Origin of the sequence: Saccharothrix carnea, assembly GCF_003014735.1 — a bacterium.
Classification (GTDB): Bacteria; Actinomycetota; Actinomycetes; order Mycobacteriales; family Pseudonocardiaceae; genus Actinosynnema; species Actinosynnema carneum.
This window is the reverse complement of record NZ_PYAX01000017.1, coordinates 116,754-141,521: the sequence shown is the minus strand read 5'-3', so window position 1 is coordinate 141,521 and position 24,768 is coordinate 116,754. Positions and strand designations below refer to the sequence as shown.

At 70.2% G+C, this 24,768-nt stretch carries 18 protein-coding genes and 8 tRNA genes; 19 read left to right on the top strand and 7 right to left on the bottom strand.

Annotated elements, in window-relative coordinates; all coding sequences use genetic code 11:
- The first annotated feature begins 15 nt into the window (after positions 1 to 15).
- The 9 genes from B0I31_RS34290 to B0I31_RS34255 all read left to right on the top strand — a co-directional run bounded on the left by B0I31_RS34290 (position 16) and on the right by B0I31_RS34255 (position 10,755).
- Positions 16 to 828 carry an ABC transporter permease gene (locus tag B0I31_RS34290; RefSeq protein ID WP_106619576.1) on the top strand — a complete coding sequence of 271 codons (813 nt, stop codon included), beginning with the start codon at positions 16 to 18 and terminating at the stop codon, positions 826 to 828.
- Positions 825 to 1,490 carry an ABC transporter ATP-binding protein gene (locus tag B0I31_RS34285; protein WP_106619552.1) on the top strand — a complete coding sequence of 222 codons (666 nt, stop codon included), beginning with the start codon at positions 825 to 827 and terminating at the stop codon, positions 1,488 to 1,490. The genes B0I31_RS34290 and B0I31_RS34285 overlap by 4 nt, the downstream gene beginning before the upstream one ends.
- A complete protein-coding gene (locus B0I31_RS34280; RefSeq protein WP_106619551.1) occupies positions 1,490 to 4,207 on the top strand; it encodes a fumarate reductase/succinate dehydrogenase flavoprotein subunit in 2,718 nt (905 codons plus the stop codon). Before B0I31_RS34285 ends, B0I31_RS34280 begins: the two co-directional genes overlap by 1 nt.
- 122 nt (positions 4,208 to 4,329) lie before the next feature.
- Positions 4,330 to 5,250, top strand: coding sequence for an ABC transporter permease (locus B0I31_RS34275; protein WP_106619550.1), 921 nt, complete (start codon positions 4,330 to 4,332; stop codon positions 5,248 to 5,250).
- Positions 5,250 to 6,245, top strand: coding sequence for an ABC transporter permease (locus tag B0I31_RS34270; RefSeq protein WP_106619549.1), 996 nt, complete (start codon positions 5,250 to 5,252; stop codon positions 6,243 to 6,245). The genes B0I31_RS34275 and B0I31_RS34270 overlap by 1 nt, the downstream gene beginning before the upstream one ends.
- Positions 6,246 to 6,270: 25 nt before the next feature.
- A complete protein-coding gene (locus B0I31_RS34265; protein ID WP_106619548.1) occupies positions 6,271 to 7,941 on the top strand; it encodes an ABC transporter substrate-binding protein in 1,671 nt (556 codons plus the stop codon).
- Positions 7,938 to 9,650 carry a dipeptide ABC transporter ATP-binding protein gene (locus B0I31_RS34260; RefSeq protein ID WP_106619547.1) on the top strand — a complete coding sequence of 571 codons (1,713 nt, stop codon included), beginning with the start codon at positions 7,938 to 7,940 and terminating at the stop codon, positions 9,648 to 9,650. Before B0I31_RS34265 ends, B0I31_RS34260 begins: the two co-directional genes overlap by 4 nt.
- Positions 9,651 to 9,826: 176 nt before the next feature.
- Positions 9,827 to 10,249: a hypothetical protein gene (locus tag B0I31_RS40180; RefSeq protein ID WP_146174056.1), complete on the top strand. Its 423-nt coding sequence runs from the start codon at positions 9,827 to 9,829 to the stop codon at positions 10,247 to 10,249.
- A 197-nt stretch (positions 10,250 to 10,446) separates the two neighbouring features.
- The gene (locus tag B0I31_RS34255; protein ID WP_219910939.1) at positions 10,447 to 10,755 is read left to right on the top strand and encodes a type II toxin-antitoxin system PemK/MazF family toxin; all 309 of its coding nucleotides are present in this window, start codon (positions 10,447 to 10,449) and stop codon (positions 10,753 to 10,755) included.
- An 83-nt stretch (positions 10,756 to 10,838) separates the two neighbouring features.
- On the opposite strand, the gene B0I31_RS34250 is transcribed toward B0I31_RS34255, so the two are convergent.
- Positions 10,839 to 11,279 carry a hypothetical protein gene (locus tag B0I31_RS34250; RefSeq protein ID WP_106619546.1) on the bottom strand — a complete coding sequence of 147 codons (441 nt, stop codon included), beginning with the start codon at positions 11,277 to 11,279 and terminating at the stop codon, positions 10,839 to 10,841.
- Positions 11,280 to 11,793: 514 nt separating this feature from the next.
- On the opposite strand from B0I31_RS34250, the gene B0I31_RS34245 reads away from it, so the two are divergent.
- From B0I31_RS34245 to B0I31_RS34215, 9 genes are all read left to right on the top strand, one after another.
- Positions 11,794 to 11,862: transfer RNA gene (locus tag B0I31_RS34245), tRNA-Trp, on the top strand.
- A 147-nt stretch (positions 11,863 to 12,009) separates the two neighbouring features.
- Positions 12,010 to 12,082, top strand: a tRNA-Gly gene (locus B0I31_RS34240).
- A gap of 29 nt (positions 12,083 to 12,111) precedes the next feature.
- Positions 12,112 to 12,182 (top strand) — tRNA-Glu (locus B0I31_RS40945).
- Between the two features lie 11 nt (positions 12,183 to 12,193).
- Positions 12,194 to 12,268 (top strand) — tRNA-Arg (locus B0I31_RS34235).
- A gap of 36 nt (positions 12,269 to 12,304) precedes the next feature.
- Positions 12,305 to 12,377, top strand: a tRNA-Asp gene (locus tag B0I31_RS34230).
- A 161-nt stretch (positions 12,378 to 12,538) separates the two neighbouring features.
- Positions 12,539 to 12,610, top strand: a tRNA-Glu gene (locus B0I31_RS34225).
- Positions 12,611 to 12,649: 39 nt separating this feature from the next.
- Positions 12,650 to 12,722, top strand: a tRNA-Val gene (locus B0I31_RS34220).
- A gap of 234 nt (positions 12,723 to 12,956) precedes the next feature.
- A tRNA-Cys gene (locus tag B0I31_RS40940) sits at positions 12,957 to 13,028 on the top strand.
- Between the two features lie 149 nt (positions 13,029 to 13,177).
- Positions 13,178 to 14,188, top strand: a complete 1,011-nt coding sequence (locus tag B0I31_RS34215) for a pentapeptide repeat-containing protein (protein ID WP_181320678.1) — start codon at positions 13,178 to 13,180, stop codon at positions 14,186 to 14,188.
- Between the two features lie 613 nt (positions 14,189 to 14,801).
- Here B0I31_RS34215 and B0I31_RS41375 read toward each other — a convergent pair.
- The 5 genes from B0I31_RS41375 to B0I31_RS34190 all read right to left on the bottom strand — a co-directional run bounded on the left by B0I31_RS41375 (position 14,802) and on the right by B0I31_RS34190 (position 22,148).
- Positions 14,802 to 15,374, bottom strand: a complete 573-nt coding sequence (locus B0I31_RS41375) for a hypothetical protein (protein WP_219910938.1) — start codon at positions 15,372 to 15,374, stop codon at positions 14,802 to 14,804.
- Between the two features lie 293 nt (positions 15,375 to 15,667).
- Positions 15,668 to 18,370, bottom strand: a complete 2,703-nt coding sequence (locus B0I31_RS34205; protein ID WP_106619544.1) for a DUF11 domain-containing protein — start codon at positions 18,368 to 18,370, stop codon at positions 15,668 to 15,670.
- On the bottom strand, positions 18,367 to 20,046 hold the full coding sequence (locus B0I31_RS34200) for a polyprenyl synthetase family protein (RefSeq protein WP_219910937.1): 1,680 nt from the start codon (positions 20,044 to 20,046) through the stop codon (positions 18,367 to 18,369). Before B0I31_RS34200 ends, B0I31_RS34205 begins: the two co-directional genes overlap by 4 nt.
- Complete coding sequence (locus B0I31_RS34195; RefSeq protein ID WP_106619542.1) at positions 20,036 to 21,061, bottom strand: hypothetical protein; 1,026 nt, start codon at positions 21,059 to 21,061, stop codon at positions 20,036 to 20,038. The genes B0I31_RS34200 and B0I31_RS34195 overlap by 11 nt, the downstream gene beginning before the upstream one ends.
- Before the next feature lie 268 nt (positions 21,062 to 21,329).
- Complete coding sequence (locus B0I31_RS34190; protein WP_106619541.1) at positions 21,330 to 22,148, bottom strand: lipase family protein; 819 nt, start codon at positions 22,146 to 22,148, stop codon at positions 21,330 to 21,332.
- A 572-nt stretch (positions 22,149 to 22,720) separates the two neighbouring features.
- Here B0I31_RS34190 and B0I31_RS34185 point away from each other — a divergent pair.
- Positions 22,721 to 22,912 (top strand): hypothetical protein, encoded by a 192-nt coding sequence (locus tag B0I31_RS34185; protein ID WP_146174054.1) that lies wholly within the window; start codon positions 22,721 to 22,723, stop codon positions 22,910 to 22,912.
- A 65-nt stretch (positions 22,913 to 22,977) separates the two neighbouring features.
- Here B0I31_RS34185 and B0I31_RS42795 read toward each other — a convergent pair whose 3' ends face one another.
- Positions 22,978 to 24,606 carry a vanadium-dependent haloperoxidase gene (locus tag B0I31_RS42795; protein ID WP_219910936.1) on the bottom strand — a complete coding sequence of 543 codons (1,629 nt, stop codon included), beginning with the start codon at positions 24,604 to 24,606 and terminating at the stop codon, positions 22,978 to 22,980.
- Between the last annotated feature and the right edge of the window lie 162 nt (positions 24,607 to 24,768).

Below are 24,768 nucleotides of genomic sequence, written 5' to 3'. Positions count from 1 at the left end.
GTCGAGAGGCGGACGGTGAACGTGCGGATCGGCTCGCGCGTCCGCAACGGGCACGTCGTGGGCACGCGGTGGGTGCTGCGGATCGGCTCGCTGACCGCGGGCCTGCTCCTGTGGCAGGTCCTGACGGCCACCGGGACGACCGCGTGGCTGCGGTTCGACCGGCTGCCGACCGTGGTGGAGGTGGCGCGGCGGCTGGTCGAGCAGGCCGGCACCGCCGAGTTCTACACCGACCTGGTCACGAGCCTGGGCCGCATCGCCGCCGGATTCCTGCTCGCCGCCGTGCTGGGCACCACGCTCGGGATCGTCATCGCACGGTCCAGGCTGGTGGGTGACGTGCTGCAACCCCTGTTGGAGGTGGTGCGGCCGATTCCCGCGATCGCGCTGGTGCCCATCGCGATCCTGCTGTTTCCCACCGACGAGCAGGGGATCGTGTTCATCACGTTCGTCGCCGCGTTCTTCCCGATCCTGGTGAGCACCCGCCACGCGGTGCGGGCGCTGCCGACGATGTGGGAGGACGCCGTCCGGACGATGGGCGGCAGCCGGCGGCACGTCCTGCTCAAGGTCGTGCTGCCGGGCACCCTGCCCGGCGTGTTCGGCGGCCTGTCGGTCGGCATGGGCGTGGCGTGGATCTGCGTGATCTCCGCCGAGATGATCTCCGGCCGGTACGGCGTCGGCTACCGCACCTGGCAGGCCTACACGATCGTGGACTACCCCGGCGTCATCGTCGGCATGGTCACCATCGGCCTGCTCGGCTGGCTGACGTCCTCCGCGGTCGAGCTGGCCGGCCGCCGCGTCACCCGGTGGCTGCCGAGGGAGGCCAAGCCATGAGCGTCCGCGTCGAAGGGCTGACCGTGCGCTACGGCAGTGCTGTCGTGCTGCAAGACCTCGACCTCGACGTGAGCACCGGCGAGATCCTCGTCGTGGCCGGGCCGTCCGGCTGCGGCAAGTCGACGCTGCTGCGCGCGGTCGCGGGCCTCGTCACGGTCGCGGCGGGCCGGATCGTCGTGGACGGGCAGGAGGTCCGCGGCACGTCCCGCGACCGGGCGATGGTGTTCCAGGACGACGGTCTGCTGCCGTGGCGCACGGCCGCGCGCAACGTCGAGCTTCCTCTCGCCCTGCGAGGTGTTCCCCGGACCGGGCGGCGAGCCGCCGCCCGGCGGTGGCTGGACCGCGTCGGCCTGGCCGGCTTCGAGCGGCACCTGCCCCGAGAGCTGTCCGGCGGGATGCGGCAGCGCGTGCAGCTGGCCCGCACCCTCGCCCAACGACCGAAGGTGGTGCTCATGGACGAGCCGTTCGCCGCCCTGGACGCACAGACCAGGGCCGACATGCAGGAGTTGGTGGTGGAGGTGCTGCGGGAGGCAGGCACGACCACGGTGTTCGTCACGCACGACGTGGACGAGGCCGTGCGGCTCGGTGACCGGGTCGTCGTGCTCGGCACGGGCGAGGTCGACGTGCGGCGCGAGGCGATCCTGGCGGCGGTGATGGCCTGATGGAGATCCCCGACGTCGCGCAGCGCGTCCACCTGGAGTGCGACGTGCTGGTGGTCGGTGGCGGTACGGCCGGTTCGATGGCCGCGATCACCGCCGCCGAGAACGGGAAGAGCGTGCTGCTGCTGGAGAAGGCGCACGTGCGGCACTCCGGCGCGCTCGCGATGGGCATGGACGGCGTCAACAACGCGGTCATCCCCGGCAAGGCGACGCCCGAGGACTACGTCGCCGAGATCACCAAGGCCAACGACGGGATCGTCGACCAGCGCACGGTCATGCAGACCGCCACGCGCGGGTTCGCCATGGTGCAACGGCTCGAGCGGTACGGCGTGAAGTTCGAGAAGGACTCCTACGGCGACTACCACGTGCGCCAAGTCCACCGGTCCGGCAGCTACGTGCTGCCGATGCCGGAGGGCAAGGACGTCAAGAAGGTGCTGTACCGGGTGATGCGCGAGCGCCGGATGCGGGAGCGCATCCGCATCGAGAACCGCGTCATGCCCGTGCGGGTGCTGGTGTCCGGGGGTCGGGCGGTCGGTGCGGTCGGGTTCAACACCCGTACCGGCGAGTTCGTCACGGTCGCCGCGTCCGCCGTCATCCTGGCCACCGGCGCGTGCGGCAGGCTCGGCCTGCCGGCCAGCGGCTACCTCTACGGCACGTACGAGAACCCGACCAACGCGGGCGACGGTTACGCGATGGCCTACCACGCGGGCGCGGAGCTGTCCGGCATCGAGTGCTTCCAGATCAACCCGCTGATCAAGGACTACAACGGTCCGGCGTGCGCGTACGTCGGCAACCCGTTCGGCGCCTACCAGGTCAACCGCCTCGGTGAGCGGTTCGTCGACTGCGACTACTGGTCCGGTCAGATGATGGCCGAGGTCGCGCGGGAGATCACCTCACCACGTGGCCCGGTCTACCTCAAGGTGACGCACCTGCCGGAGGAGTCGATCGCCGCCCTCGAAGGCATCCTGCACACCACCGAACGTCCCACCCGCGGCACCTTCCACGCCGGCCGCGGGCACGACTACCGCACCCACGACATCGAGATGCACATCTCCGAGATCGGGTTGTGCGGCGGTCACTCCGCGTCCGGTGTGTGGGTCGACGAGAACGGCGCCACCACCGTGCCCGGCCTCTACGCGGCCGGCGACCTGGCGTGCGTCCCGCACAACTACATGATCGGCGCGTTCGTGTTCGGTGACCTCGCGGGCGCGCACGCGTCCGAGCACGGCGCACCGCCCGGGCCACTGCCCGAGGACCAGATCGCCGCCGCGCACGAGCAGATCTACCGCCCACTGCGCAACCCGGACGGCCCGCCGCAGCCGCAGGTGGAGTACAAGCTGCGCCGATTCGTCAACGACTACGTCGCACCACCGAAGACCGGGTCGAAGCTGCTCGTCGCACTGGAGGCCTTCACGCGGATGGAGAAGGAGATCGCCGGGATGGGCGCGCGGACACCGCACGAGTTGATGCGCTGTGCCGAGGTGACGTTCATCCGGGACTGCGCGGAGATGGCCGCACAGGCGTCGCTGATGCGCACCGAGAGCCGGTGGGGGCTCTACCACGAGCGCCTCGACGTTCCCGAGCGCGACGACGAGACGTGGTTCCACCACCTCAACCTGCGCAAGAACGACGCGGGGGAGATGGAGTTCGTCAAGCGCCCGGTCCACCCCTACCTCGTGCCGGTGGAGGGTGTGGAGCACCGGCCGGGACAGGTGGAACACCTGGGTTCGTTGTCGTTGCGGGCAGCGGAGGTCACGAGCACCCCGAACACGGCCGGTGCCGTCGGCTCACCGCGGGTGCTGGAACTCGTGGCGCTGGCCGAGGAGCAACCGGACCTGGCCGCGGTGGAGCAGTACCTGGGTGATCCGGACCCGGCAGTGCGGCGTGCCGCGGTCGTGACGCTCACCGAGGTGGTGCCGGAGGGCTTCGAGTTCGCGCTCGTGCGTGCGATGGCGGACCCGGACGAGGAGGTCCGCTCGGCCGCCGCGGCGGCACTGCGGGAACTGGTCGAGGTCGTGCCGCGCGGCGACGAACTGCGCCGGGCGCTCGAGGAGTCCCCGGCGCGGTCGGTCGCGCTGGAAGTGCTGTGGACGCTCAAGCTCGGCACCACCGAGGTGTACACCGCGGCGTTGGCCGACTCCGACACCACCGTGCGATCGGCGGCGATCCGCGGTCTGGTGTCACTGCGCGAGCGCGAACTCGTGGCCACCGCCGCCACCGATCCACGCCGGGAACTGCGGGTCCAGGTCGCCAAGGGCCTGGGAACGCTGGGCGACCCGGCCGCGGCCGACGCACTCGGCCGGTTGGCGGGCGACCCCGACCTGCTGGTGCGCGCCGCCGCGTTGGAGGCGGCCGGGTCGATCGGCCGCCCGGTGGCGCTGCGGAGCCTCGCGTCCGCCGCCCTCGCCGACCCCGCCTGGCAGGTGAGGGTCGGAGCGGTGCAGGCCGTCGACGACCCGGATCTCCTCCTGCCGTTGCTGCACGACCCCAACGTCGACGTGCGCAAGGCAGTGGTCCGAGCCGTGACCCGGTGGGCGCACCTGCCGGTGGTGCGTGAACGACTGGCTTCGGCGTTGCACGACCGCGACGCGGACGTGCGCGCCTACGCCCGGCACGCGCTCAACGCCGACCGCTCCCGGCGCTCGCGCGACCAGGTTGCCGAACCGGCGGTATCGGGGAGCCTCGGCGATCGCCCAGCGGACGAGGGCGCACGCGACTGATACGGCACCACGTACGAACCACCTGCCACTTCGAACCGGTTTCCCAGATAGTGGGAGCGCGTCCACGATGATCTCCGGACTCCTATTGTGGGCGCGTCCCACCACCCGAGGTCAGGTGCTCGTTGTCCGATCCCTTGCGCCCCAACGCTGTCAGGCCGATTCGCGGGGCGGCCCTCGTCGTCCTCCGGCGGGACCGCTGGGCACTGGCCGGCGCACTCTGCATCGCACTGCTCGCGCTGCTCGCGGTCGGTGCCGACGTGCTCACCGCCATCACCGGCCAGGACCCGTACACCTACCGGATCGAGGCGCTGGACCCGGCGACGGGCGCGCCCGCCGGTGCGCTGGGCGGCGTCAGCGGGACGCACTGGTTCGGCGTCGAGCCCCTCACCGGACGCGACCTCTTCGCGATCGTCGCGCACGGCGCCCGCACCTCGTTCCTCATCGGCCTGGCCGCCACGGCGGTGTCCGTGCTGCTGGGTGTCGTGCTCGGCGCGGCGGCCGGGTACCTGGGTGGCGCGCTGGACAGGCTCGTCACCTGGACCGCGGACGTCCTGCTCGGGTTCCCGTACCTGGTGTTCATGATCGCCCTCGGTGCCGTCGCGCCCGCCGAGGTGCCCCGCCCGCTGTTGCTGATCGTGGTGATCGGCTTCTTCGGCTGGCCGTCGATGGCCCGCATCGTCCGCGCCCAGACGCTGACGCTGCGGGCACGCGGGTTCGTCTCCGCCGCCCGGTCGCTGGGCGCGGGACCGGTGCACGTGTTCCGCCACGAGCTGCTGCCCAACCTGTGGGGGCCGATCATCGTGGTCGCCACCCTGTCCATCCCCGGCAAGATCGGGCTGGAGGCGGCGCTGTCGTTCCTCGGCGTCGGCATCCCACCGCCCACGCCGAGCTGGGGACGGACCATCAGCAGCGCCATCGACTGGGTGGGCACCGACCCGATGTTCCTGGTCTTCCCCGGTGCGGCGCTGTTCCTCGCCACGTGGGCGTTCAACGTCCTGGGTGACGGCCTGCGCGACGCCCTCGACCCGCGGACGGCCCGCTGATGCGCACCGCGAAGTTCATCGGCGTCCGACTCGCGGGCGCGCTGCTGGTGCTGTTCATCGTCGGCTTCTGCACCTACGCGGTGTTCTACCTCGTGCCCGCCGACCCGGCGCTGGCCTCGTGCGGACGGCCGTGCACCGAGCAGAACCTGGCCCTGGCCCGTGACTTCATGGGCTTCGGCGACCCGTGGTGGCGGCAGTTCCTGGACTTCGTCGGCGGCATCGCGACCGGCCGCACGTTCGGCGCCGGCGCCACGGCCATCACCTGCGAGGCGCCCTGCTTCGGCTACTCGTTCCAGCAGAACACCGAGGTGCTCGACCTCATCGGCGAGCGGCTGCCGGTGACGTTCTCGCTGGCCGCGGGCGCGGCGCTGCTGTGGCTGGTGACGGGCGTGGGTGCCGGGGTGGTGGCTGCGCTGCGCCGCGGCACGCCCCTGGACCGGATCGCACTGGCGGTGTCGGTCGCCGGGGTGTCCGCGCCGGTGTACCTGGTGGGGCTGCTCGGCATCCTGCTGTTCGGCTTCACGCTGGACGTCGTACCGGTCGGCGGGTACGTGGACTTCGCCACCAGCCCTGTCGACTGGGCGTGGCGGCTGGCCCTGCCGTGGGCCGTGCTGGCGTTCGCGCACGCCGCGGTCTACACCCGGCTGACCCGCTCCCAGATGCTCGACACACTCGACGAGGACTACATCCGCACCGCCCGTGCCAAGGGCCTGACCGAGACCAAGGTCGTCGGCAAGCACGCACTGCGCAACGTGCTGCTGCCCGTCGTCACGGTGTTCGGCGTCGACCTGGGCTCGCTGCTGGGCGGCGCGGTCATCACCGAGCGGGTGTTCGGCCTGCCCGGTCTCGGCGGGCTGCTGATCGACGCGGTCAACCAGCGCGACCTGCCCCTGCTGCTGGGCTGCACGCTGTTCGCCGCCTTCCTCATCGTCACGGCCAACGTCCTGGTCGACCTCTGCTACGGCGCGCTCGACCCCCGAGCCCGCCTGTCGTGACAACCCGGTAGGAGAAGAGAACCCGATGACCAGAAGTCGAGCGGCCCTCGCCCTCGCCCTCGCGGGCGCGCTGGCCCTGACCGCCTGCGGTGCCAACGAGCCCCCGCCCGGCGCGTCCCAGGCGCAGGCGACCCGCGGTGGCACGCTGCGCATCCTGCTCGACGGCCAGACGGTGAACTACGACCCGGCGAAGAGCTCCAGCCTCGCCATCACCTCGCTCGGCCTGGTGCACCGCAGGCTCACCGCGTGGCACAACAAACCGGGGGAGCCGGCCAAGGTCGTCCCCGACCTCGCCGACGTGGGCAAGACCGACGACGGCGGCAAGACCTGGACGTTCACCCTCCAGGAGGGCCTGAAGTTCAGCGACGGCACCCCGATCACCGCCGCCGACGTCAAGTGGGGCGTCGAGCGGTCGTTCGCGCCCGCGTTCTCCGGCGGCCTGGGCTACCACAAGCAGCTCATCGAGGGCGGTGCCGACTACCGGGGCCCGTTCGAGGGCGCCGAGCTGGCGGGCATCCAGACCCCCGACGACCGCACGATCAAGTTCACCCTCGTGCGGCCCTACGGCGACTGGCCGTGGGTGGTGAGCACGCCCGCGTTCGCACCGGTGCCCAAGGGCAAGGGCCAGGAAGCCGACTACAGCGAGCACCCCGTGGCCTCCGGTCCCTACCAGCTGGTCGAGTACCGGAAGGGCGTGGAGGCGCGGCTGACCCGCAACCCCAACTGGAGCACCGACGTCGACAAGGTCCGCGCCGGCCTGCCCGACGAGGTCGTGTTCCAACTCGGCCAGGACGCCTCGGTGATCTCCCAACGCCTCGTCGCGGACTCCGGTGACGACAAGTTCGCGTTCGGCGCGTCGTTCGTCTCGCCCGCGCAGCTCGCCCAGCTCGCCGGCAACACCTCGGCACGGCAGCGGCTGGTGACCTCGAAGTCCGGCGCCCTGGCCTACCTCGCGTTCAACACCGGCAAGGCACCGCTGGACAACCCCAAGGTGCGCGAGGCGTTCCAGTACGCGGTGGACAAGACCTCCTACCAGATCGCGTCGGCCGGCAACGCCGAGCTCGCGGGCGACATCGCCACCACGCTGATCACCGAGGGCATCGCCGGGCGGGAGAAGTTCGACCTGTACCCGACGCAACCCGCCGGCGACCCGGAGAAGGCGAAGAAGCTGTTGGCGGAGGCGGGTTTCCCGGACGGTCTGCCGGAGCTGGACTTCGTGGTCTCCAAGAGCAACAACTACCCCGACAAGGCGCAGTCGGTGCAGGCGTCGCTGGCCCGCGCGGGCATCCGGACCACCATCCGCACGCTCGACAGCGACGCCTACACCACCGAGACCACCGGTGACACGGCCACCTTCGACCTCACGCTGAGCTCGTGGCAGCCGGACTTCCCCAGTGCCAACGCCAACATCCAGCCGTTGTTCGCGTCCTCGGAGATCGGCGGCGGTGGGTACAACCTGTCCCGTTACCGCAACGCCGAGGTGGACCGGCTGATCGGCGAGGCGCAGGCCACCGTCGACCCGGTGGAGGCAGGCCGCAAGTGGGCGGAGCTCGACAAGCGGATCCTCGAGGACTCGCCGGTCGTGCCGCTGATCTACACGCGCAACTCGTTCCTGCGCGGTTCCAAGGTGGCCAACCTGTTCATCGCCGACTTCCCCGCCTACCCGAACTACCTCCAGGTCGGCGTGACCCCGTGACCGCACCGCTGCTGGCGCTGGAGGACGTGTCGGTCGACTTCGTCAGCGGCGGCGTCACCCACCCGGCCGTCAGGGACGTCTCGCTGTCCCTGACGGCCGGGGAGGTCCTGGCCGTCGTCGGCGAGTCCGGTTCCGGCAAGACCGTGACGGCGATGTCGCTGCTGCGGCTGCTGCCCGCCACCGCCCGGCTGTCCGGCCGCGCGGTGTTCGAGGGCCGTGACCTGTACGCGATGGGGACCGCGGAGCTGCGCGCGGTGCGCGGCGGTCGGATCGGGATGGTGTTCCAGGAACCGATGAGCGCGCTGAACCCGGTGTTCACCATCGGCGCCCAGCTCGTGGAGGCGGTGCGGGCGCACCGGCCGGTGACCCGGCGGCAGGCACGGGACCGGGCGGCGGAGCTGTTGCGCCTGGTCGGGCTCCCCGACCAGGAACGGCGGCTGCGCGCCTACCCGCACGAGCTGTCCGGCGGGCAGCTCCAACGCGTGGTCATCGCGATGGCCGTGGCGTGCGAACCGGCGCTGCTGGTCGCCGACGAGCCCACCACCGCCCTGGACGTCACGGTGCAGGCGGAGATCATCGAGCTGCTGCGGGACCTGCGTGACCGGCTCGACGTGGCCATCCTGCTCATCACCCACGACATGGGTGTCGTGGCGGGTCTCGCCGACCGGGTCGCGGTGATGCGCGAGGGCCGGGTCGTCGAGCAGGGCGAGGTCGTGGAGGTGCTGCGCCGGCCTCGCCACGCCTACACCCGGCAGCTGCTGGACGCGGTGGTGTCGCTGACCGCGTCCCCCGAAGCGGTGGCGGTACCCGACGCGCGGGACGGGCTGGTGAGTCGCGGCGGGCAGGTCGCCGTCGCCGGGTCCGGCTCGGTCCCCGACGACCCGGCGGCGGACGCGGTGCTGGTCGTGGACGGGCTGACCGTCGTCTACGGTGGCCGGTTCGGGCTGTCCGGCACCCGTGCCGTGGACGGCGTGAGCGTGCACGTCCGACCGGGTGAGGTGCTGGGGCTGGTCGGCGAGTCAGGTTCGGGCAAGAGCACCCTGGCCTCGGTCGTCGTCGGACTGCGGTCACCCACCCGCGGGACGGTGACGCTGGCCGGTCGGGACATCACCGCTCTGCGTGGCCGGGAGCGGCGTACCCTGCGCGGCGTGGTCGGGACGGTGTTCCAGGACCCGGCGTCCTCGCTGAACCCCCGCGCCACGATCGCCCGCACCATCGCCGAGCCGATGCTCCTGCACGGCGCGCCGGGCGGCGTGGACCCCGCGACCAGGGTGGACGAACTGCTGGACCTCGTCGGGCTCTCGCCGGCGCTGCGCGAACGCTACCCGCACGAACTGTCGGGCGGACAACGGCAACGCGTCGGCATCGCCCGCGCACTGGCCCTGGACCCCGCACTGCTCGTCGCCGACGAGCCCACGAGCGCCCTGGACGTGTCAGTGCAGGCACGCATCCTGGACCTGTTCCGATCATTGCAGGAACGTCTGGGATTCGCGTGCCTGTTCATCAGCCACGACCTCGGCGTGGTGGAACGACTGGCCCACCGGGTGGCCGTCCTGCGCGACGGGAGACTGGTCGAACAGGGCCCAACGGCCGACGTCCTGACCCGTCCACTGCACCCGTACACAACCGAACTCATCACCGCCGCACCCGTGGCCGACCCCGACCTCCAGCGAGAACGACACGTCCGCCGGCGAACCACCACTCCCTGACACCGCGCCCAGCCCGAGAACCGACAGCCACCGAGCCGCTGCGGCGCATCGCGCGGCAGTCAGCGCGTCGGTGGCGAAGAGGGCTTACCTATTGCCGAACCAATGGTTGACCATGCGGGTGGCGTGCCGGGCTGTCGCTGATCAGGCGGTGTGGCCTGGGCGTCCCGGACGGGATGATGGGCCTGCCGGCCAAGCCGATCACCCGAGGGGAGTGTGGCGCTGACCGAATCGGGGAAGGCGGTGGTGAAGGCGGTCACGGTCATCGACTGGAGGATGTGTTGGAGATACCGCTGGATGAGCTGCGATCCTACCTGAGAAGTCGCTACCCGGATCGCTGGAACGACGTCTCGGAGGAGGGTTTACCCGAACTGGCGGAGGAGTTGTCGGTGGTCGGCTACAACTCAATCGCCAGGCTGGACGAAAAGCTGCGGGGAACCGATGTGCATCTACTTGATTATGAAGATTCTCTGGACTACGCACACCGAGGCTATTTCGGTGCGGTAGGCGCGGTTCGCACCTCGTTGGCCCTGGTTGATGAAACGTACCGGGAATTCAAATATCCTGATGACGACTCCTATGAGCCTCCAGTTGTGGGTTAGGTGACCAAAAGGGAAACCGAGCTTATTCACCCCGCCTCCTGCGAGCGGGCAGGGTCTACGCTGTGACCTGCTGCCGCGTGATCGTTTGTCTTCACACACCGAGTGGCCGCACCGTCTCCACGGCGCGTCGGAGACGCGCAGCGTCCGCCGGCCGTCCTGTGTCAGGAGTACACGTGCAACGTGGAGAAGTCTGGTGGATGGAGTTCGGCGAGCGGCGGCCGGTCGTGCTGCTGTCGGGAGACGGCGCGTCCGGGATCCGGGTGATGCAGGTCGTCGCTCCGGCGGGTGCCGACATCACCGGTCTGGGCGTCGAAGTGGCAGTAGGTGCCGTGGAAGGACTGCCCTTCGAAGGCGTGCTTCGGTTCGCGTTCCCGCGTCCGGGCTTTATCCCTTGCACGTGGCTGACCACCGTGTCCCGGGACGACCTGATCGAGCGGGCGGGTGCCCTGTCCTCCGCGAAACTCGGCGAGATTGAGAACGCCCTCCGCCTCGGTGGACTCGGGTAGGCGGAGCAGGAAACGAACACCCGCGACGACGTGGTCGGTCTCGTCCAGGTGATCGACGCTGCCGGCTGCCTCCTCGGCGCCTCTCACGATCGAGACCGGCACGACAACCACCACCGCCGATCCGCGCCAGATCGCAGTGCGCGTGTACGACGCGGCCACATCGGGAGGCGCGGCGCATACCGCGGACTGGCTGGAAGGACGTGGGTGGAACACGGTCGGACCAGCCAGCTGTTCAAGCGCCCCGAGCGGATGCTCTCGGCGAGGAACTTGGCGGTCCAGCTCGACGTAAGCACGGTGACCAGGCTGACCAGAACCAGGTACGTGGTCAGGTAGTCGCGCGTGACAGGCGGCTCCGCGCCATGGGTGATGGCACCACGCCACACCAGCAACGAGATCAGTGGAACCGTCACCACGCTCGCCTGCATCGCCGGCAACCACCAGCGGTACTGGGCGATCATCTGCAACTCCTGGTGCGGCACGGCGAGGAACACCGACGCGGTGCGCCGGGCGGTGGAGCGGGTCACCGGTGACCACCGTCCTCGCGGAACACCTTCGACAGGACTTCGTCCAGCCCGGCTCCGACGACCCGGAAGTCGACCAGCTCGCCCCATCCCGCGGCGGTCCGGACCAGTTCCGGTACCGTCGGCCCGGGAGGACGTGTCCCCGGTGCGGGCGCCGATGGGGGAGAAGGCTGTCGCCGGGTAGCGTGCATGAACTGACCCCCGCCTCCGGGGAAAAGAAATGCGTTGCGGCAATCGGTGTGGCCGAGGCATACTTGAGGCACACCGCGAGAAGAAGGGTCGAAGCCATGACGAGCATGTGGGAGCGAGGTTCGCAGCGCTTGTGTCAGCGCGCCGCGATCGTCGCCGTGTGCCCGTCATCCGATCGACCCGAGCTCGCGCCGTACTGGCATGAAGCGCGGCTGAACTGCGCGGACTCCCCGCCCTGACCGGATCCGGTCATGTGGACAGGGAGCCGCCCATCGGGGAACCGATCAGGGCGGCTCTTCTATTTCGTGCACCCGGAATAGTTGTTCGTGGTGGCGTGCTTGGGAAGCGGAACGGTCTCCAAAACCGTTGCCCGAGGGTTCGACTCCTTCCGTCACTGCTGAATGCCGCCCATTCATTGATGGGTTCGGCGTGTTCGTTGACAACTCCACAGCGGAGCAGACATGTATTCATGCGCTCCGTCCCCGACTGCCTTGCGGCCGGGGCGGGGCACGTGCCCTTCTTCCTGGACGGAGGGAAGGGCTTCGCGGTCGTGGTGAACTCGGCGGACACGTCGGTCTTCCAAACCGAAGCAGCGGGTTCGATGCCCGCCGACCGCTCGGACGGACCCCGGCCCGGGGTTCGTCGAGGCCGATGCGACTGCGGGTAGGTCGCCGCACTTTCACCGCGGAGGACCGGGTTCGAGTCCCGGGTCGGCTGCGTACCACCACGCCCCTGTAGCTCAGGCGGAACAGAGCGCGACGCTACGAACGTCGAGGTCCCAGGTTCGAGTCCTGGTAGGGGTACTGGCCGGGTCCGCCAACGGACGTCGGCTTCGGGATGCTCACGTGGCCCAGTGGCGAGGGCACCGCATTGTCGATGCGGGGATCGCGGGTTCGAGTCCCGTCGTGAGCGCAACCCGCCGACGTCCATGTCGGCGGCACCGGATGCGAGGGGCACGGCGACCCCACCTGATTTGGGATCAGGACGCACCGCGTTCGACTCGCGGGCATCCGACAAGGCACCGGCGGCGCACGCCACCCGGTGACCGGTGCACCCCCGCGGGGGTGCGGCACAGCGCGTTGGTCCAGCGGAACGGATACCGGCCTCTCAAGTCGGTGACGCGGGTTCGATCCCCGTACGCGCTACGAGCGGGGTCCCGGCTCGCCACCGGGTGGCGGTGGTGACGTCCCGTAGCTCAGCAGGCAGAGCATCCGCCCGACGTGCGGAAGGTCCCAGGTTCGAATCCTGGTGGGACGACTGTGACCGAGGCCGAAGTTGTCGAGGCGCCAGATCGTGACTCTGGTCGAAGCCGGTGCGAGTCCGGTCGGTCACCCCGAACATCACCCGCGCCGGCATTGCCCGGTGTGCGGGCGGTGACGCGCGTGGCCCGGCGGCCACCCGGAGCTCATATCTCCGGGGTGCCTGGTTCGACACCAGGACGCGCGACCGGATCGACGGCCCGGCCACGACGGCGGCAGCCCTTGATCGCCTGGCCCACGTCACGACGGTCGTGAGGCGGCCTGCAAAGCCGTCGACTTCCGGGTTCGACTCCCGGGTGGGTCTCGTCACCGGTCTGCTCCGCTGTGGGGAAGGCGTATCGGGCCTTTACCGGCCGGTCGTGCTTTCTGGGCCAGTTCATGGCAGCCTGCTCGACCATGGACGACGACCGGCCAGCCGAGGATCCGCCGCGTCAGCCGAAAGGCAGGCGTTGGGTGGTCAACGGGATTGTGGTCGCCGGCGTCGCCATGTTCGCCTGGGCGCTCCTGCGGGCCGACCTGCTGCCGTCGTGGGGGTGGTTGTCCCGGTGGTGGCCCGCGGTGGCGAGCTTGCTGCTGTTCGGTGTGGCGTTCGCGGTGTGGTGGTGGGGACGGGAGCCGAGGGCGACCGAGCCCGCGGTCCGCCGCGACTGGACCCAGGTGATCACCGCCACGACCGCGTTGGGCGCGCTGATCTTCACCGCGCTGTCCTTGCGCGCCACCCAGGAACAGATCGAGGTCGCCGAACAGGGGCAGATCACCGACCGGTACGCCAAAGCCGTGGAGCTGCTCGGCACCCCCGGCTCCGAGCACTTCCAGGTGCGGCTGGGCGGCATCTACGCGCTGGAACGCCTCGCCGCCGACTCCCCACGAGACCAGCAGACGGTGGTCGACGTGCTGACCGCGTTCATCCGCGCGACGAGCCCGCGGGCCGACCGGACCAAGCCGTGCCCACCCACCCCCGCTGACGTCCAGGCCGCCTTCGCCGCCATCAGCAGGCGGGATGTGAGCCAGGACCCGAGGTACCCGGTGGGCTCCGGCGCCTCGCCGACCACGACGAAGCCGATCGACCTCCGGAACACCTGCCTCGCCGACCTGATCGCGTTCAACGCGGACCTGTCCAGGATGTCGCTCGTCGGTGCGGATCTCAGCCGGGCCGACCTCGGCCACGCACACGGCGGGCTGGTCTCATTGGTGGACGCGAAGCTCACCGGCGCCAACCTGCGCGGCGCGGACCTCTCGAACTTCGCCTTCCTGGACCGGGCCGACCTGTCCGACGCCCGGCTGACCGACGCGAAGATCGGAACTCTGCTGACGGGCGTCAACCTCACCAACTCCGATCTGCGCGGCGCGAATCTGCGTCACGCCACGTTGACGGGAGTGGTCCTCACCGGCGCCCAGCACGACGACAAGACCAACACCGAAGGCGCGACGTACGACGCGGCCACGGTCGGGGCTTGGTGGTGAGTCAGAGCGCGTCCGGGTGACGATGCCGTGGTCGAGGGCAGCCTGTCGCCCGATCTCACGCGACGCGATCCGGGCATGCTCGAAAGTGGTATGTGCGTACGGTAACCGGAGAGATCTCCGGTCCGGCGATTGATGCCGTCTGAGCGCTCAAGGGCTGATCGGTTGTCGATCTATCGAACCCTGTAGCTGACGCTGGGTCCACAAGGGTGGGAAGCTACCCCTGATTGGTGGGTGGATCTTCGCTCCTGCGGGTGTTTCGCGTGGTCCGGTCGCGTGCCGGTCGGTGTGGCCGGCCGCTGATAGCGTCTCGACGCGATGTCGTGCCCGGGTGAGTCGGAGGCGCTCGTGTGGTTGGCCGTAGGGGATGTCAGTCAGGGCGCGGTGATTCTTCGGTTCGCACGGGTTCTGGTGGTTCTTGGTCGACGCTCGGTGCGGTTGGCCTGCTTGGCGGCGACCGGCCGGCTGCGCGGGCACCGGGCGGGGCTTGAGCGTGCGATGGCACGCGGCGCGGCATCACGGTGAGGTTGCCGTGGGTGGACCCGCGCCGGGTCGACTTCGGCAGGCGGTCGCGGTGCCGGTCGCGTGCCATCGGACACCGCGACCCCGTCACTGCTCAGAGTCCGCCGACCTTCACCGGGAAACTGTCGATCGTCACGATCGGGGTGTCCGGGTTGTCCGGCAGCACCAGCTCCATCGGGTTTTCCAGCTTGTAGAGGTCGCCCTTCGGGGGGAACTTCGCGAGCTTGCTGGTCAACTGCACAGGGTTCTTCGTGGACAGCACCAGCGGCTCGGAGGGAACGGTCGTCTCGATCCCCGCGCCCCGCAGCACCGCTCCGGGGTTGTCGATGGTCATGGTGAAGCTCAACACCATGAGCTGCTCGAACTTGGGCGGGAACTTCGACACCAGTCGCAGCACGCTCTTCGCGTCGACGTCGATGTCGTTCTGCTCGATCGTGATCGTGGTGGCGTCGTCGGTGCCGTTCGCCGGCAGTTCGGCACTGATCTTGTGGCCGACCACGCGCAGCCGTACCGAGTTGAGCGGTTCATTGGGGTTGATCTCGACCCGGATCTTGATGCCGCCCTTGAAGTCCAGGGTGAACAGGCTCGTGCCGATGGTCATCGGGGTGTTGAGGGCCAGGCAACTGCACGGGATCTCGACACCGACTTTGGGCAACAGGTTCAACATCAGGTCCTCCATGATCTCGTCACCACGACGAACCGAATCTAAGTCAGGTCGGTGGCGCCGGCCGGGGTCCGCGACGAGGTCGACTACATCGTGTCGACAGAGGTGACTGGCAGTGGTCGTGGCGGCGGCGAGCGTCGTTTGACGGGACGGTGCCGCACCCGTCCGGGCGGTGGTCTCGTGGCGTGCCTCAACGTCGAGGTCGTCCGGGTATCGAGCGGCGCAATCGTTTCCACTGATCGTGCGCGAGGGCGTTCCTGTGCGGAACCGGATCAGGTCCGCACAGGAACGCCGGCTCAGCGGTTGCAGCGGGACGGTTCGTCCTCGTCCACCACCATGGCGTGCAGGGTGAGCACGCGGGCGCTGCCGATCTTGGCCTTGCCGTTGCCGTGCAGGCCCGGCGCGGCGTCCTCGGCCGCGGTGAGGCCGAGGACGTAGGTCAGGTACAAACCCTTGGACGCCTTGAGCGACGGAATGCCGGTGATCTTCAGGATGGTGCCGTTCCTGGTGATCTTGTGCTGGACGTCGCCCTGGCTGCCTTGGGTGTTCCGGCCTCCGGTGTAGTAGGAGTACGACACGAAGCCGCTCCAGCGGAACCCGGACGGTGCGGTGAACTGCTGGGTGAGGCTGTCGAGGGTGTGGTCGGTGTCCTGCTCGAAGCCGACCGTGACGGCCAGGAACCCGGTTTCGCCCTGCTTGATCTCCAGCAGGGCGGGCTGGACGACCGGTAGCGCGGTGTCGTTGTTGGTGAACGTCCGCGGTTGCGCGGGGTCCTGCACGGTGGCCGTCAGGCGCAGTGGTCGTGAGCCGGCGACGACGGCCGTGCCATCGGTGTACCGGCCGGGCTGGGCGTCCGCCTTCGCCCGGATGCCCAGGGTGTAGGTGAGCACGTAACCCTCGTCGGCCCGCAACTGCTGGAGCCCGGTCGACCGCAGTCGCCGGCCGCCTTGCTCCAGGGAGGGCGACATCGTCGTCCCCCCGCTGCCCTGGCTCTGGCCGTCGACGTGGTAGTAGGTGAACATCATCGTGCCGGTCCACTCGAACCCGGTCGGCGCGTCGAAGACCAGGTCGGCGTTCGCCAGGTCGATCGGGTTGTCGTCCGGGTTCTCGACGCTGACGGCGATGTGCCCCTCGGCGCCCGGCGGGATCGAGACCGCCGCGTGCCGGCAGACCTTCAGGTCGTCCTTCGGGATCGACTCGGTCAACCGGGTGTCGTGCGAGTCGGACGCGTCCGGCGAGGTGTTGCTGCACTTCTTCGACTCGATCTTCGCCGAGCAGGTGACCTCGCCGGTGGCCGCGCGGTCGACGGTACCGGTGACGGTGATCGTCGCGGTGCCACCGACCGGCAGGTCGAGCGGTTGCCGGAACGTGCCGTCCTCGGCGCTGCCGGCACTCGTGGCCGACGCGCCGCCGCCGGTCAGGGAGACCGCGATGTCCACATCGGACAGCACCGCGTCGGTCGTGCCGGTCACCACCGCATCGGGGACGTCGTTCGGGCCGTCGTTGCGGACGGTGACGGTGAAGCTGATCCTGCTGCCCGCCGCGGCCTCGGCGGCACCGTCGACGGTCAGCGGCATCGCGGTGGGCATGGCCACGACGAGGTTGCGCAGGCAGTGCCGGGAGACTTCCCCGCCGGTGCTCGCGGACAGGCCGAGCTTGAACGTCTCCGGCACCGGGGCCTGGCCTGCGGCGAGCTTGAGGTCGACACCGTCGAACACGGTCGTGGTCGTGTCGTCACGGGTGACGTGCACCGTCACGACGGCGTCGATGATCAGCACCTGGACGTGCGCCCGGTCCGTCCAGACCGCGTCCAGGCCACCGGGGGCGGCGACGCCGGTGATGTGGGCGAACCCGGTGTCGCGGTCACCGGAGCCGCGCAGCACGATGTGGTTCGGCTTCGGCACGTCCTCGGTGCACGGCCCGGCCAAGATCCCCGAGAAGTTCCCGAACTTGTCGAAGCCCAGGCCGAGCCACCCCTTGGTGACGCCGTTGCCCTTGCCGTCTGGACCGCGGCTGTACCCGAGACCGGCGCCGTAGCCGCCGACGTCGGTGTCGGAGGCGCCGTCGATGAGGTAGACGGCGAAGCCGTCGCCGTTCCCGCCCGCGCAGTAGAAGTCGAAGTCGACGGCGACACCGGCCGTGGAGGGGAACGGGACGTTCAGCAACGCCGTTCCCGCCTTGTCGTGCGCGGCAGGGGTCAGTTGCAGACCGTCGTCACCCACCAGGGTGGCGTCGCCACGCAACGTCCAGTCGTGCTCCAGGTCTTCGACTCGGGCGACCCGGAACGTCTCCTCGAGCGGGAAGACCGCGATCGAGGGCGCGTTTTCCGTTCGCGAGGTCGGCTGGTCCGGGGCGGTCGGACCTTCCTCGGTCTCGTCTTCCCGGCCGGGTTCCTCCGGGGCCGGGTTCTCGGGTTCGCCCAAGTGGGGCAGCCGTGAGCCGATGAGGTCGAACAGGCCCAGCACGACGTCTTCGTAGAGGTAGAAGCCGCTTTGCAGAGGTGGCAGCGTGTCGTCGTCGGCATCCGGCTCGGTGCCGGGTGTGCCCGGCGGCGCGACCAGCCCGGTCAGGCCGCGCACCACTCCGTGCAGGGTCGACTGCGCGGTGGCGGTCAGCCACCGGACCTGCGGGTTCGCCACGATCGGCCGGAGCGGGCCGGGCGCGTGGGTCTCGACCGCGGCGAGGGTGGCGTCCACCCAGCCCACCGGCAGGTCCAGCAGCTTGCCGAAGGTGGCGCGGGACAGGATCGGCGGCGGCTCGCCGTCGATCATGAAGTCCTCCCATTCGAGCAGGTCGAACAGGAACTGGCCGCCCTTGTAGAACGGCCAGGGCGCCAAGGCGTCGAGGATCTGCCTGGCCCGCTGCGGGTCGTCCTGCCGGATCGCGGCGCCGCGGCGGGCCAGCGTGCACAACACCTCGCGCAGCCGGGCGTTGATCCCGTCGGCGAAACCCAACGTGGCCCGGTCGCCGTCGCGCAAGGCGGAGTCGGGGCCCGTCACAGCGGTCGGGTGGTGACGTAGTGGGCGATCTGTCGCAGCACTGCTTTTCCTTCGTTCTCGGGGATGATGGCCAGGTCGCGCTCGAACCGGGCGATGCCTTCGGCGGCCAACCGGTCGGCGAGTTCGGTGGCGTACTCGATGGAACCGTGTCGCCGCATGGCGGCGAGCAGCTCGTCGGCGTTGTCCTGCGACTTGTCGGCTCGCGGTTGGTGCAGGAGCTCGCCGAGCCGGTGCCGCTCGCGCGCATCCGCGTGGCGGAACAGGTGGATCAGCATCACGGTGCGCTTGCCCTCCAGCAGGTCGCCCAGTGCCTCCTTGCCGTAGAGGGCTTCGTCGCCGACGAGGTTGAGGATGTCGTCCTGGATCTGGAAGGCGATCCCGATCAGCCGGAACGCCTCGTCGAAGCGGCCCAGCACCGCCGGGTCGGTGACGCCGGCGCAGACCGCGCCCATCCGGCACGGGGTGATGCACGTGTACCAGCCGGTCTTCTTGGTGCTCATGGTGAAGTAGTCCTCGTCCCGGGACGGCACCACGCGGCGGTGGATCCACCCGAGTTCCATGGCCTGGCCCTCGATGGACTCCCGGCACATGTGCATGGCTTCCTGGATGAGCCCCAGCGTCCGGGCGAGTCCCAGGTTCTCCAGGTTGGCCAGCACGGCGTCCACGGCGAGCAGGTTGAGCCCGTCGCCGGTGTTGACCGCGAGCCCGTTGCCGAACTCGGCGTTCATCGTGGGCAGGCCGCGGCGGTGGGTCGACTCGTCGGCGATGTCGTCGTGCACGAGGAAACCGTTGTGGAACAGCTCGAGCGCGGCGGCGGCCCGCACCGCGTTCTCGGGCTTCTCACCGAACGCCGCGCACGCGGCGAACACCAACGTGGGGCGCAGGCCCTTGCCCTGGCGCGTCGGGTAGGAGCGCATGAGGTCGTACAGGTCGACCTTCGGCTCACGGTCGGGCAGCAGCCGGTCGATCTCCCGGTTGGCCCGGGCGCGACAGACCGTCATGGTCTGCACCAGGTCGGCGTCGTTGACCGGCCGCACCTCCCACCAACCGGTGCTGCGGCGGCCGTCCCAGAGCAGCCTGGGCGCGGCGTTCGCGGTGCCGCCGATGGTCGCCCGGCCGTCCGGTTCGAGCGGTTGGCGGTTGGCGAGGAAGTCGACGGCGTGCCAGCCGGTCGGCTCGTCACCGTGCGGGGAGTGGCGTGGCGCCGGTCCGCCGGCGGCCGCGCCCCACAGGCGGGGCACCTGTTCGCGGTAGTCACGCCACAGCTGCTGCACGAACCGCAGGCCCGAAGCGCGTTGGGACAGCAGCACGAACGCGCGCCACACCGCCAACACCTGGTCGCGAGGACCGCGGACGTCCAGGCTCTGCGGCAGCACCTGCTCGACCGGGGGACGTTGGGCGTCGAAGACCAGGTTCATCGCCCGGTCGTCGAAGGCCACCTCGACGTCCGGCTCGCCGACCAGGTCCGGTTCGACCAGCAGGCGGCTGTAGCGGGCGGTCATGGTCGCCTTGCTGCCGTCGTGGAAGTGCAGCCCCAGGCGGATCTCCCGCAGCTCCTCGGCGGCGGCGGCCACGATGGCGGGCGCGCGTTCCGACAACGCGGCCACGGTCTCGGTCAGCAGCCGCGCACCGGTGTACGGCGCGGTTGTCGTCGTCACCGGCGTCTCAGTCGTCACGGGCGTCTCCCGCGAACTCGACGATGCCGTGCGTCTCGAAGGCGAACCTACGGCCGGCGATCACGCCCTCGATCACGCACCCGCCGAGCAGTTCGTGCACGCTGAACGGTTTCAGGCTGGTCTCCGAAGGGTTGGCGATCCGGGCGGCCGTGGTGGGCCTGAAGTCCAGGACGAGCCGGTCCTCGCCCAGCCGCGCGGTGATCAGCAACCGGCCGGGCACCACCGGCGCGGGCGCGGTGGCCAGCGTGGCGGCCAGCGGCGGCACCAGCACCACCCGGTCGCGGTCGAGCTGGCCGTGCACCGCGACCTCCAGCCGACGACGGGGGAAGTGCCGCACCATCCGACCGTCCCGCCACAACATCACCGAGCCGTTGGCGGCGTCGCGCGGGTACTCCGGCTGGATGAGGGTGAACACCACCGACCACGGCGGCGGCGCCACCGGGTCGTCGGACGGCGCGTTGGCGAAGCCGAAGACCCAGCCGCCCAGCACCGGCCAGCTCCACCGGCCGCGGACCCGTTCGTGGTAGCCCACCAACTCGCAGTGCACGTCACCGCGCGGTGACCGCAGCGTCCCCGAGCCCCGCACGCCGGGTTCGGACTGCCACCGCAGGAACTGGTCGTCCCCGAAAGGCGCGCTCTGCGCCGTGCACGGCCTGCTCGTCCGGGACAGCCGCAGGTCGACCGCGGGCCGGCCGGCCACGGCCGCGACCTCGAACGCGGCGGGCGACGCGTGCGGGTGCGGCAGCCGGAACGCCGACCACGCCGGATCGGGCGCGTTCGCGTTGAACTGGGTCGACGACCACCCGTGGACGGGGTCGTGCACCAGGAGGATGGCCATCCGCTGGGGCTCCCAACGGGCGGCCGACCCGTCCCCAGGCGGTTCCGAGCCGAGCACCGACAGGTTCGAGATCACCGCGTGTGAACCGGTCGACGACAGGAACGCGTAGTGCAACCACTGGCGATCGAGCGGATGGCACAACTCCGCCTCGGGAAATGGGCCTCGTACGCCCAGCATCCAGCCCTCCTGATAATGCTGCCGCAGCAGCGGATTCGTCTCGACCTCGCTACCGCACAACGGGCGGCGCGAATGATGACCAGGCGGCGGATCGGTCTGCGGTGACGTTCACACACCCCGTTGATCAAGAGATACCGCACCGGGTCGAGTCCGCGCGAGCAAGTACCACCCATCGGGTGTCATGCCCCTGAAAGGGGAACAATGCGACTCACCCGTTCCACTGTGGCGGGCACCACAGTCGCGTCAGGGGACTGCGCCTTGGGGTTTCTCAGGGGAGGTTCTTCTCCAGAGCGGCCACGTACGCCTTCATGAGGTGGTCGCGCAATCCGTCGGCAGCCGGGGCGAACAGGTCGGCGGTCCTGCCCTTGGCGCGGTCCAGCAGCTTGGACACCCGGGGCATGGAGTCGCGGACCTTGCCGGAGGAGTCGATGTAGCGCAGTTCCGCGACGTGGCGGAACAACGGCCCGGGCGGGACCTGCGCGACGACGTCGTTGTTGTTGACCACCCGGAACGTGCGTCCGGCCAGTGCCTGGTCGTAGGCCTTGACCAGGGCGCTGTTGCACGTGCGGGGCTGCCCGAAGGTGTAGACGCCGTGCGCCGACAGCCGTGGCTCCTCGAAGTGCAGCCACGCCGCGGCCAGCATCGCCAGTGCGCCGCCGAGGCTGTGCCCGGTGAACCACACCGTCTGCTCGCCGTCGCGCAGCTCCTTGACGGCCGCGACCACGGACGGGATCACCGCCCGCAACGCCTGGGCGAATCCATAGTGGACCAGGCCGGTTCTCCCCGGCCCGGGCCACGGCGGGACGGTCACGTCGGAGAACCAGTCCCGCAACTGCAATGGCTCGGTGCCGCGGAACGCGGTCACGATCATCGTCGGGCTGGCCATCGTGTACGCCTGGGTGTGGCTGAGCGCGAACGGGGGCTTGAACGTCGAGTAGTGGTGACGTACGCGCTCGAACCCCCACCCACCGGCGGTCGCCTCGATCTCCTCCCGACCCCCGTAGGCCAGCTCGGCGGCCTTCGCCAAGCAGTACGCCTGGCGGGCGTCGTACCCGGTGGCCAGGTGGTTCAGCGTCGGTGCAGACATCGCCCATCCCTACCTAGACAACATGTCGACGGCGGCCACATCCCCCGCCACACCACCTGTACCTACCTCCGCCGCGCCCCGCCGCGCCACCGGCGGCGCCACGGTTCACCCCGCCGGGCAGCCGCATCACCCCTGCGCTCGAAAGCCCCGGATCGACGACTCGGCGACCACCGCGCGTCACCCATGACGTCGGCCCACCGTCACCACCCGACCGTGCGCCACGCACCGAACAGCGGTGCTGACGCCGCGACGACGGCGGTCCACCTCCAAGAGATGTCACGGTCGACCCTCGGCCAACCACGAGGTGAGGCATCCGCACGCTTCGCCTCCAGGGGCCGGCGTGCACACCGATGAGCCTTCGGCCAGACGGTGGCTGAGAGCTGCGAAGGTACTCGTGATGGATGGTGAGCAAGGCTGCGAACTGTGCGCGACAAGGGGTGCACAGTGTCCGCCTTCTGTCTGAAGCCTTTTCTTGGGAACTTTTACCGGGTGACGCGCCGCCGCACCGCCCATGGTGAGGACGAAACGGGCTATCCGCCGCGGGTGACAACGTACGGGTGGTGGTGCACGCGGTGGACTTCAAGTTGCGTGACGCGGTCAGGCAGGTGACGTCGGAGGTGCGCGATCCCGGTGTCGTGCGCCGCGACGCCCGGCTGCACGTGCTGCGCTTCGTCGGCTGCAACCAGCACACCACCGCAGCACACCTGCGTGCCGCGCTCGACGAAGTCGTGCGCCTCGGGCGGCGGCTCGATCGGAAGGTGTAACCGCACCGGGTCGGTCCGCCGGACCTCCTCCTGTCGAGGGTCTGTCCGACTGTGTGACGGGAGGTTCACACGGTCGCGGTGGTGCCGTCGAAACGGGTGAAGGTGAAGCCGTCGAACTCCTCGGTCAGGGTGAGGCGGAGGTCGGTGAGGACGCTTTCGGCGACCTGTTCGCCCAGTTGGAGTCCCGCGGTGGTGTCGGAGCGCCAGTGGACGCCGGCGAAGTTGCGTCCGTAGGCGACGTTGAAGGCGAGCTTGTCCAGCTCGCCGCCGATGGTGAGGGCGGGGCCGCGGTAGGGGCGCAGGGATGACCCGTCGGTGCTGGGCTGGACGGGTTTGGGCAGTACGTACGGCTCGTTGTAGAAGGCTTTGAGGACCGTGACGCAGGCACCGGCGACGGTGGCGTGTGCGGCGGTGCAGGAGGGGTGGGTGGGGCAGCCCTCGGGATAGGCCATCGGCAGCAGGAAGGACTTGTGCTTGCGGACGACCCGCTGCGCTGCCTCCGATTCGAGCAGCTGCGCGTGCAACGGGTAGGAAGCCGTGCCGCGCACGTGGTTGTGCACGTGGCCGCCGAACTCCTCGGGCCGCAGCCTGCGGTGCACGCACCACTTCTGGAACCAGGAGGCCTTCTGCGCGGCGACCGCGACGCGGGCGACGACGTCGAGCGGGTGCGACCAGTCGAAGGTGACGCCGGGCTGCGTCTTGGAGTGCAGGTAGGGGTTGTTGCGGTCCCACGCGTCGCGGCCCTGGGTGATCAGCAGCAGGGCGGCGAGCAGGTAGGGCTGGTAGGAGAAGTTCTGGTGGGAGTACTCGGCCAGGTCGCGGCCGTTGCGCAGGTACCGCGGGGTGTCGTCGTAGCGGCTGTCCGCCTGGGGTCGGTAGCCGCGGATGATGCGCAGCCACTCGTCGTAATCGGTGACGTGGTCGTCGCCGGGAGCGGTGACGCGGTAGGTCTGCTTGATCGTGGTCGGGCCGAACGGCACGTCGTGCAGGAGGAACTGCGAGATGTAGGGACCGTGCAGGGTGCCGGGCAGTGTGGCGCGGAACAGCGCGGAGGGTGTGACGCGCCGGTCGGTCGTGGGTCCGGCGTAGTCGGTGAGGCGGGACAGGTCGTGGCAGGCCGCGGTGGTGAGCGGGTGGGTGTCGTAGTGGGCGAAGGGGACGTCGCGGCACAGCGACTGCCAGTACAGCTCGACCATCTCGGCGGCGGCCGCGGCGGAGGCGAACGCCGGCGGCGGACCCAGACCGAGGTGGTGGGAGTCCGCGCCCACGAGGCTGTAGGTGAAGGCGGCGTGGGGGTTCGTCAGGCCCACCGACTCGTCCGCCGGCGCGCCCGGCGGGATGGCCTCGAAGTCACCCGGCTCGGTGCCGGATACGGCGGCCACCATCCGGTCGTAGGCGTCGGGGTCCACGCGTCCCAGGTAGTCGTGCGGCAGTCCTTTGCCGTAGTTGCCGATCCGGTCGGGGTAGGCCGACTCGTCGCCGTTGTCCCGGTGCAGCGGCAGCGGCAGCGAGCGTCGACGGGCTGCCGCCTGTTCCCGGATCCGGTAGGCCCGTTCGATCCGGGACTCCGGCGAGTCGGGTGGTTCGCCGCGACCGGGCGCCGCCCCGGCGAACCCGGGTAGACCGGTGGCCAAGCCGGCCGCTCCCAGGGCGTTCAGGACCGCACGACGGCTGAGGGCGGGCGTCGGTGACACGAGGGTCTCCTGTCGTCGGTGGGACGGCCGGCGCGGGCGTCATCGCACCCGGGCCGGTTCTCCTTCGGAAGGCACGCAGAGGCGGTCGACGACGAGCAGGTAGTGGCCGGGCGGGGCGACCGCGCCGCCGGCGGGCCTCGGCACCGGACCCGTGGTGACTCG